At 77.1% G+C, this 8,553-nt stretch carries 9 protein-coding genes; 5 read left to right on the top strand and 4 right to left on the bottom strand.

The annotated features are described in order from the left end of the window. From HCN56_RS20975 to HCN56_RS20960, 4 genes are all read left to right on the top strand, one after another. Nucleotides 1–1,337 (top strand): GlnX family signal transduction membrane protein (locus tag HCN56_RS20975; protein ID WP_167973455.1); only part of this gene is annotated, 1,337 nt, incomplete at its 5' end. Nucleotides 1,338–1,610: 273 nt separating this feature from the next. Then, the gene (locus HCN56_RS26655) at nucleotides 1,611–1,838 is read left to right on the top strand and encodes a DUF3107 domain-containing protein (RefSeq protein WP_167973453.1); all 228 of its coding nucleotides are present in this window, start codon (nucleotides 1,611–1,613) and stop codon (nucleotides 1,836–1,838) included. A gap of 118 nt (nucleotides 1,839–1,956) precedes the next feature. Continuing rightward, the gene (locus HCN56_RS20965; protein ID WP_167973451.1) at nucleotides 1,957–2,232 is read left to right on the top strand and encodes a hypothetical protein; all 276 of its coding nucleotides are present in this window, start codon (nucleotides 1,957–1,959) and stop codon (nucleotides 2,230–2,232) included. 552 nt (nucleotides 2,233–2,784) lie between these two features. Next, nucleotides 2,785–3,699, top strand: coding sequence for a DMT family transporter (locus HCN56_RS20960; protein WP_312871338.1), 915 nt, complete (start codon nucleotides 2,785–2,787; stop codon nucleotides 3,697–3,699). Between the two features lie 31 nt (nucleotides 3,700–3,730). On the opposite strand, the gene HCN56_RS26650 is transcribed toward HCN56_RS20960, so the two are convergent. From HCN56_RS26650 to HCN56_RS20940, 4 genes are all read right to left on the bottom strand, one after another. Then, nucleotides 3,731–4,411, bottom strand: coding sequence for a restriction endonuclease (locus HCN56_RS26650; protein ID WP_312871336.1), 681 nt, complete (start codon nucleotides 4,409–4,411; stop codon nucleotides 3,731–3,733). Nucleotides 4,412–4,474: 63 nt separating this feature from the next. After that, nucleotides 4,475–4,762 (bottom strand): hypothetical protein, encoded by a 288-nt coding sequence (locus HCN56_RS20950; RefSeq protein ID WP_167973447.1) that lies wholly within the window; start codon nucleotides 4,760–4,762, stop codon nucleotides 4,475–4,477. Nucleotides 4,763–5,219: 457 nt separating this feature from the next. Then, a complete protein-coding gene (locus tag HCN56_RS20945; RefSeq protein ID WP_245246820.1) occupies nucleotides 5,220–6,644 on the bottom strand; it encodes a ParB/Srx family N-terminal domain-containing protein in 1,425 nt (474 codons plus the stop codon). A gap of 162 nt (nucleotides 6,645–6,806) precedes the next feature. Then, entirely contained in the window at nucleotides 6,807–7,391 is a 585-nt protein-coding gene (locus HCN56_RS20940) for a suppressor of fused domain protein (protein ID WP_312871335.1), read from the bottom strand. A gap of 342 nt (nucleotides 7,392–7,733) precedes the next feature. Here HCN56_RS20940 and HCN56_RS20935 point away from each other — a divergent pair, with 342 nt between their 5' ends. Then, on the top strand, nucleotides 7,734–8,381 hold the full coding sequence (locus HCN56_RS20935; protein WP_167973445.1) for a DUF6758 family protein: 648 nt from the start codon (nucleotides 7,734–7,736) through the stop codon (nucleotides 8,379–8,381). Nucleotides 8,382–8,553: the final 172 nt, after the last annotated feature.

Below are 8,553 nucleotides of genomic sequence, written 5' to 3'. Positions count from 1 at the left end.
GCCGGGTCCCGCTGCCGCCCCCGCCGCGGCCCACCGCCCTCGTCGAGGGCGTCGCCCGGCTGCGCGCGGCGCTGCGGACCGAGCCCGGCCGGCTCCGCGTCATCGGCGGGCTGCTCGCCGTGCTGCTGCTCGCCTTCGGCACGGCCACCGCCTGGCAGGTGTCCTCCCGGACCGACGCCGCGACCGCGGTGCGCCAGGAGAGCCAGCCTCTCAGCGCCGACGCGGCCGCGCTGTACCGGTCGCTGGCCGACGCCAACACCACCGCCGCGGTGGGCTTCCTCGCGGGCAGCGAGGCGACGCGCCCCGCCCGCGACCGCTACGAGGCCGACATCCGCAACGCCACCGAACGCCTGCTGACGGCGGCCGAGCACGCCGCCGGCGGGTCCGACGAGGCCGGCCGGCAGATCGCCGTGCTCGGCCGGGAACTGCCGGTCTACACCGGCCTGGTGGAGACGGCCCGCGCCAACGACCGGCAGGGGTACCCGCTGGGCGGCGCCTATCTGCGGTACGCCGACGCCCACATGCAGGACGTCCTGCTGCCCGCGGCGGAGCGGCTCCACGAACTGGAGCACGCGCGGTTCCAGGAGGACCTGACGCGGGCCCGGGCCCGCCCGTGGCCGGCGCTGGGCTGCGGTGTGCTGGTGCTGGCGGCACTCGGCTGGAGCCAGTACCGGCATTACCGCCGCACCAACCGTGTCCTGGACCCCGCGCTGCTGGCGGCGACGGCGACCACCTCGTTGCTGCTGGCCTGGCTCGCGGTGGCCCACACGCTGTCGGTCGCGCCGCTCACCGCGGCGGAGCGGACCGGCACGCGCTCCCTGGAACTGCTCACCGAGATCCACACCGAGAGCCTCCAGGCGCGGGGCGACGAGAGCCTGGCGTTGGTGGCGCGCGGCGCCGGCACCGTCTTCGCGGACAGTTACCGCGCCCGCATGGAGACCCTCCTCGGCCCGCCCCGCGAGCCGGGCGGGCTGCTGGCGCGGGCCGAGGCGGCCGCGGGCGACGACAGCGGCCGCGAGCAGCTGCGGACGGTCGCGGCGCACGCCGAGGAGTGGCGGGAGCGCAACGCGGCGGCGATGGCGGCGGAGGACTCGGGCGCCTACGACGAGGCGGTGAAGCTGGTGATCGGCGAGGAGGAGTCGACCGGGGAGTCCTTCGACCGGCTGGACTCGGCGCTGGAGGCGGCGCTGCAGCACGAGCGGCAGCGGTTCGCCGACGCGGTGGACACCGGCCGGGCGCGGCTCGACGGCCTGCCGGAGGGTGCGATGGTGCTGGCCGTCGGCGCCGCGGGCGCCGCCCTGCTGGGCGTCGGGCGCCGGCTGTCGGAGTACCGGTGAGACCGCTGCGCGGGCCGGCGCCCGCTGCTCCCGGCGGTCCCCGCCCCACCGGCGGTCCCGCGGGGCGGCGGCGCCGCGCCGCGCTCCCCTCGAACCCGCGCGCGAACCGCGCCGCGGATCACCGCGCCCACCCGCGGCGAACGCCCTCCCCGCGCACTGTTCGCTACGGGCGTGGCCGTCCGCCCCCGCCGGTGGTGGCGACCCCCGATACGCTTGCGGAACGACGGCGGCGCGGGCCCCGCGCACGTCACGAACCATGCGGAGGGACAAGCCGTGGAGATCAAGATCGGCGTTCAGCACACGCCGCGCGAGATCGTTCTGGAGAGCGGGCAGTCTGCCGAGGACGTGAAGAACGCGGTGACCGCGGCGCTCACCGGCAAGGACAAGGTGCTCAGCCTGACCGACGAGCGCGGCCGCGAGATCATCATTCCCGCGGACCGGCTCGCGTACGTGGAGATCGGCGAGTCGGCCGCGCGCCGGGTCGGCTTCGGGGCGCTCTGACAGACGTCAACTTCCGCTGCGACGGCGGCCGGTGAAAGATCACCGGCCGCCGTTTCGTGTGGTCACCGCCCTGGGTAGGACGCCGGTGCCCCGTCGGACACACAGCTCGGGAGGGACCATGCTCTGGGAGCCGACCGTCAGCGCGCTGCTCGGTCTCGTCATCGCCGCCGTCGCGGTGGGCCGCCGTCCGGCCCGCTTCCTCGACAGCCGGCTCGCCCTGGCCACCGGCGCCGGTGGCGCCCTGCTGGGCGGCCTCATCGCCCGGACCGTGCTCGGCCCGGGCAGCCTGCCGGTGGTGCTGCTCGCGGGCGCCGTCTTCGGTGCCGCACTGCTGTCGCTCGTGGTCCGCGCGGGCCACGGCCCCGCCCACGGGCACCGGGCCGTCTCCGCCTGAACCTCCCCACCGGCTAACCTCCCCGCCGGCTGACCCGGCACGCCGCGCCGCGCCGGGGCGCGCGGGCCGGGCGGGCGCCGCGCCCCGGACATGCCGGCACCCGCGCCGACGAACGGGGAGCTGCGCCGGGCCGCGATCTGGCCCGACGGCGCGTGCCCGACCTGCCGCACACCGGGCGGCACGAGCGGCCGAGCGTCGCGAGCAGCAGGTGTCCGTGCCCCCGCTCCCGCGAGGCCACCGTGCGCCCGGCGCCCCAGGGCTGCCCGCGCGCACTCCCGAGCCACCCGCCCGGGCGGGCGCGCCGGGCCGCGGCAGCTGCTCCGGCGGCCCCGCTTCCGGAAAGGCCGGTTCTCATCCCTCGGGCGTCAGCAGCGTTCGACGGTCACGAGGCTTACCCTGTGGTCGGCCGGGCGTCCGGCCCGCACCACAGGAGGAGCGTTGGCCGGCACCGGACCTCACAGCAGTCCGTCCCAGCAGGCCGCCCCGGCGGCCGCGACCGGGCACCCCCGGAACGGGCGGCCCGCCCCTGCCGGGGAGGTCTCTCCGGGGCTGGTGCTCACCTCACCGCAGGCCAGGTTCGACCTGCTGCTGCTGGCCGTGGCGGTGGCGGGCATCTCGCTCTCCGGTCCGCTGGTGGCGGCCACCGCCGCGCCCGCGCTGGCGATCGCCTTCTGGCGCAACGCGATGGCGGCGGCCTCGCTGACTCCGGTGGTGCTGTTCCGGCAGTCCCTGCGGCGGGAGCTGGCCACGCTCGGGAGGCGGCGCCTGGTGCTGTCCGCCACCGCCGGCGCCGTACTGGCCGCCCACTTCGCGCTCTGGCTGCCGAGCCTCAGCATGACCTCGGTGGCCTCCTCCGTCGCCCTGGTGACGACGACGCCCATCTGGATCACCGTGCTGCTGTGGTTGCGCGGGCACCGGCCGGACCGCCGGACCTGGATCGGCACCGGCGTCGCCTTCGCCGGCGTCGTCCTGTTGACCGGGGTGGACCTCAGCGTCTCCGCCCGCGCCCTGGCCGGTGACGCGCTGGCGCTCGCCGGCGGGCTGGCGGCGGCCGTCTACATGCTGATCGGCAACGAGGTGCGCCGCACCACCAGCACCACCGCCTACACCTTCGTCTGCTACTCGGTCACCGCCGCGCTGCTGCTGGTGGTCTGCCTGGCCGCCGGCACCGACCTGTCGGGCTACTCGGCCGAGACCTGGATCAAGTTGCTGGTGCTGACGGCGACCGCCCAGTTGCTGGGCCACTCGCTGCTGAACCGGGTCGTGCGCGGCCTCGGCCCCTCGGTGACCTCGACCGCGATCCTGCTGGAGGCGCCGGGCGCGGCGCTCATCGCGGCCGTCTGGCTGGGACAGACCCCGCCGTGGCCGGCCTACCCGGCGCTCGGGGTGATCCTGCTGGGGCTGGCCCTGGTCATCCGGGCGGAACGCCCGCCCCGCCCGGTGCCCCCCGCCCCCGCAGCGACCTGACCTCCGAGGCGCGGGGGCAAGGCGGCTGCGCTCAGCCGCCCCCGTCCGGCGGGCGGGCCAGCACCGCCCTGAGCGGAGTGCCGACGGCCCACCTCGCCAACTCCTCGTCACCGACCAGGGCGATGCCGTGGCGGGCGGCGAACGCCCGTGCTGGGGCGGTGAAGCCGGAGAGCCCCACCATCACGGCGAGGTCGGCACCGTGCTCGGGCACTGCCGTCCCGTTGAACCGCTGGAGGTGGCCGCTGCCGACCGGGCTCAGGTACCGCTTGCACTGCACGACGACCCGCCGCCCCTCCCCGTCCCGGGCGAGAACGTCCGCGGCGAGGTCGCCGGAGCCGCCGACGCGCCGGACGTCGAGGAAGCCGTCCCGTACCAGCAGTTCGGCGCAGGCCTCCTCGAACGCGGTGGGCGACATCCGCGCGAACTGCGCCGGATCGAACGACGGCTCCTCCCACCCCGGCGCCGCCGGAGCGCCGCGCGTCGGCCGAGCGGACGGCAGGAGCAGTGCGACCAGCACCACGCCGCAGAGCCCACCCGCCCCGGCGAACGGCAGCCACCACGGCGGCGAGGTGAACCACGGCCAGAAGGTGTCGGCCACCAGGCCCCCGACCTCGTCGACCAGCAGACGCCACAGCCACGCGGCGATCGCCAGGGCGAAGAGCGGGCCGAACACCACTGTCAGCGACTTCTCCAGCAGCGTGTCCCCGTGCACCTCCTCACCTCCTCCCCCGCCCGGCGCGCTGCGGCGGCCGACACGACGCCCGTCCGGGGCGGCTCACGGGGCGTCCGTCGCCGTGACCGCGGGACGCTCCTGCCCGTCCGCGGAAGCACCGCCGGTGGCCTGACAGCCGCCCTGTGCCAGCGCGATCAGGAGGATGGCGACGACCCACCCGGCCGCAGCACCGTCGCGTGAGGCCGAAGCGGTACCGGCCGGCGTGCCGACGCTCGACGCGGGCGCGGAGCGGCCGCGGTCGCGCCGGAGGTGGGAGCGGACCCGGTAGGAACCGGAGCCGGACCGGGTGCGGGCGTGGGAGCGGACGCGGTGGTACCCCGGGGGTGTCATGGACTGCCTCTCTGCTGCTGCCGGGGCGCCCCGTGCGGCCCGGTCGGGAACAGCTGTAACAGCGGCCTCGGACAGGCGGGTCGCACCGGTTCATGAGCTGTGGGGAGAGGTAGCGACAGCTTTCGGCCGCGCGGCCACCGGCCCGTCGCAGCCGCGGTCGGCGCGCTTCCCGGGCGCGCCGACCGGTGACGGCCCGGCCCGCTGCGGTTCGCCCGCCTGCCCGGCCGAGCGGCGCACGCGGGCCAGGCCCCCGGGAGCCGCCACCGGCGGCCGGTGGCCAGTGGCCGGAACGAACAGGCGCATGCAGCGGGACGCGCTGCCGTCCCGTGCTGCACGCGCCCCGCGCGCTCCCCGAACACCTCCGGCGGGCTCGGGCCGGCTCGCACCGGAGCCGCGCACACGTGTGAGGCGACCGCCCGGCAGCACCCGGGCGGTCGCCTCACGGACGACGGCGGTGTCAGCCCCTGGCGTTGCCGACGGCGGCCACCGGACCGCGCAGCTCGTTCGGGGTGCAGCCGTGGCCCGCCAGGGTGAGCCGGTCGCGGGTGCCGACCACGCTGAGCGGGCCGTCGAGAGTCGTGCCGCAGAGCTCGACGGTCCGGGCGGCCACGGCGGAGACCGGGCCGGAGATGTCCGCGCCGCGGGAGAGGAGGGAGGCGCCGCCGGAGACCACGACCGGCCCGCGGACGGTGGCGCCGTCGAGACACAGCACGCCCGAGGCGGCGACCAGCGGGCCGTTGTGACGGCCGGTCACGGTGCGGGTGCAGTCGGGCGCCGCGGGGACCCGCCCCCGGGAGTCGACGGCGTAGGCGAGCTTGCCGGGCCGGGCGTCGTCGATGGGGAGCGAGAGCTTGGCCCACTCGCCGCCGGTGGCCTTCTTGCCGTCGTTCCACTCGGCGAGCCGGCCGAGCCGGTCCGCGGTGCGGCCCGGCGCGATCTCGGTGTCGCCGGGGGCCGCGACCATCGCGCGTGAGGCCTCCTCGATCGCGGCGAGGTAGGCGGCGGGGTCCCGCAGGTCCGTCGCGTCGAGGTCGACGTGGGTCCGGAGCCAGCGGCCCCACAGGAACTCCAGGTACTCCGGCGCGTCCGACGGCGGGGCGTAGCCGATGTCCCTCGTGAAGTAGACGAGGCTGCGGTAGGGGTCGTCCGCGAGGCGGGCGAGGCCGAGACCGCGCGGCAGGTCGGCCGGGGTGAGGGTGGAGCCGTCGGGCGCCTGGAGCCAGACCAGGTCGCGGGCGCGCATCTCCCGCCAGAAGGCGTCGGTGGACAGGTGGGAGAGGTTGTCGCTGACGCGGAGCCTGACCTCGGTGTCCGGGCCGCCGTCCGGCGTCTCCAGGAAGGAGGTCAGGGTGTGGTGGCCGTCGGTGAGGTGCAGGGACCCGCCGGGGCCGATCACCACGGTCTTCATCGCGGCGACGCTGTCGGCGGTCTCCTCGCCGAGCGCGAGGGTGCAGCGGAAGGTGGCGGGGTCGGCGAGGGTGGCGCCGGCGCCCGCGCTCGCCGCCTCCTCCTGCCCGTTGGCCTCGCACCAGTCGTCGAACCGCTTGTTGGGGTTGCCGCGCGCCTCGTCCTTGGTGCCCGCGTACCGGCCCAGCTTGTAGTGGATCTGGTCGTGGCCGATGGCGGGCTGCGTGGGCCGCAGGTCGCGCAGCCGGACCTCCAGCAGGTCCCCGGCGGCGGCCCCGGCGGGAGAGGCCGCGACGGCCACGCGCTCCGTGTCGTCCGCCGTCCGGGCGGCGGCGGGCCCGGCGAGGGCGCCGCCCGCGGCCATGAGCAGGGCCAGCGCGCCGCCGACCGCGGCCGCCCTGCGGCGACGCGGCGCCGCCCCGTGCTCCGGGACGTGGGCGCGGTCCGTCGCACCGGTCCGGTGGTTGGCGCTCATCGCTGCTCCTGCTCCGTGGCGTGACCGGCGTGGCTGGTGCACCGGCCCGGTCGGACGGGTGCGCCAGCCATCCACCCAGCGCGGCGCGCCCCGGCGGTGGCGACGGCGCGTCCCCGGCGTGGCGAGCAGGTGAACACCCGGCAGGGCGGCGCCGGGCCGTCGTCAGACGGCGGAGGCGCGTCGGGGGTCGCGAAGGTCGGTCCCGGACGCGGTCCAGCGTTCCTGGAGCGCGTCGGCGCCCCGGGCGCGCTTCCAGGCGGCCTCGTGGGGCGTCATGGGCAGCAGCGGCAGGAAGCGGACCGGGTCGGCGGGCGCGGGCAGCGGGAGGTCCGGTACCGGGTCGGGAGCACCGACGAGGACGGAGGTGAACGGCGCGCCGGGCCAGAGGGGTTCGCCGAGGTCGAGCGAGGCACCGGGGGCCACGACGACACCCTCCACCTGCGGGCCGGCCGCGAGGACGGTCAGCGCCCGCAGGACCTGGTCGACGGGGGTACCCGCGACGGGGCGGAGCGTCAGCAGGAGCTCGGCGCGGGGGCCGCGGTCGGGGTCGGCCAGGACGGCGGTGGGGTCGGCCATCGGCGCGTCGGACATGCCGAGGGTCGCGTAGCGCACCTGCGGCCGCGGCGCGCCGCCGACGAACCGGAGGACCTCGATGCGGTCGGTGCCGAGGAAGGTGACCGACGCTCGCGCGTCGGGCTCCCCGAGGGCGTCGGTCAGGGCGGTCTCGACCAGGGCTCGCGTCTCCACGGCCCCGACCCTACGGGCAGCGTCGCCCGGTGTGCGCCGCCGGGGCAGCCGGCCCCGAACGCGCCGCGCGGGGCGCCGGGTTCACCGCCGCACCCGCCCGGGGTGCGGCATCAACCACTCGAACGAGTGACATGGGGCGCGTTTGAGTAATTCCCACGCCGCGTCTGCGCCCTGCGCACTGACGGTGCGCGCGCGACCACGGGGCCCGACAGCACGGCTGTGACCTGCGGGGGCTGCCGTGCCCCGTGCGGCGGACCCGTACCGGCCGCGGCCGGAAACGGGCGACGCTGCCCGGGCGAGCATGCTTGACGGGGGCACGTTCCCCGGGGACCGTTGTCGTCCATGAGGGGCGAACCCAGTTGCCCGAAGTGCGGTGGCCGGGTGCGAGCGCCCGGCCTCTTCGCCGACACGTGGCAGTGCGACGGACACGGCGCGGTCCATCCGCTCCAACCTGTCATCCCACCCAGCATCGACGCGCTGGCCGTCGTCCTCGGCCGCACCCAGGTCCCGGTGTGGATGCCCTGGCCGCTGCCGGTGGGCTGGCTGTTCACCGGGGTCGCCTGCGCGGGCGACGACCGCAGCGGCGGACGCGCCACCGCCGTCGCCTGCTCCGGGCCGGCGCCGCTCGGCGGCGGGGGCGAACTCATCCTCGTCGCCGAGGAACTGGGCGTCGGTCTGGGCGCCGCCTACGCCGGCCTCACCGGACCGGACCCCACGCCCCACATGGACGTCTCCGGGACGCCGCAGGCGCGGACGACGGCGGCCGGGCGGCCCACCCCGTTGTGGAACGTCGCCGACGTGCCTCCGGACCGGGCCGTCTTCGCCGGCGAGGCGCGTGGCCTGTGGCTGTGGGCGATCAGCTGGCCGGCGGAGTCCGGTCCGCTGCTCTACGACGAACTGGTGCTGACCGACCTGCGTGAGGCGGGGGCGGAGATAGACCTCATCCCCTGCGGCGCGCTGTCCCCCAAGCTGCTGTCGCCGAACAGCTGACGCTGTCTCACCGCGGGGGCGCGGGCGCGCGAACGGCCGGGCCCCGACAGCACACCGGGCCGGCGCCGACCCGCCGCACTCCCGGCGGGCGTTCCGGTCGCACCGCGGGCCGGCGGCACGCCCGGCTATCCTGACCACGGCTTCCGGTGGGCCGCTGCGGCCCGGCCGGGGC

It is taken from the genome of Streptomyces lonarensis (genome assembly GCF_012033735.1).
GTDB lineage: Bacteria > Actinomycetota > Actinomycetes > Streptomycetales > Streptomycetaceae > Streptomyces > Streptomyces lonarensis.
Note: the sequence above shows the minus strand (reverse complement) of the source record. Positions and strands in the feature narration are given on the sequence as shown.

What these genes read in the sequence shown, in the direction of transcription:
- HCN56_RS20965 (WP_167973451.1), top strand. Translation starts at nt 1,957, where the DNA reads ATGCTCTGGGAGCCGACCGTCAGCGCGCTGCTCGGTCTCGTCATCGCC.
- HCN56_RS20950 (WP_167973447.1), bottom strand. Translation starts at nt 4,762, where the DNA reads ATGACACCCCCGGGGTACCACCGCGTCCGCTCCCACGCCCGCACCCGG.
- HCN56_RS20945 (WP_245246820.1), bottom strand. Translation starts at nt 6,644, where the DNA reads ATGAGCGCCAACCACCGGACCGGTGCGACGGACCGCGCCCACGTCCCG.
- HCN56_RS20935 (WP_167973445.1), top strand. Translation starts at nt 7,734, where the DNA reads ATGAGGGGCGAACCCAGTTGCCCGAAGTGCGGTGGCCGGGTGCGAGCG.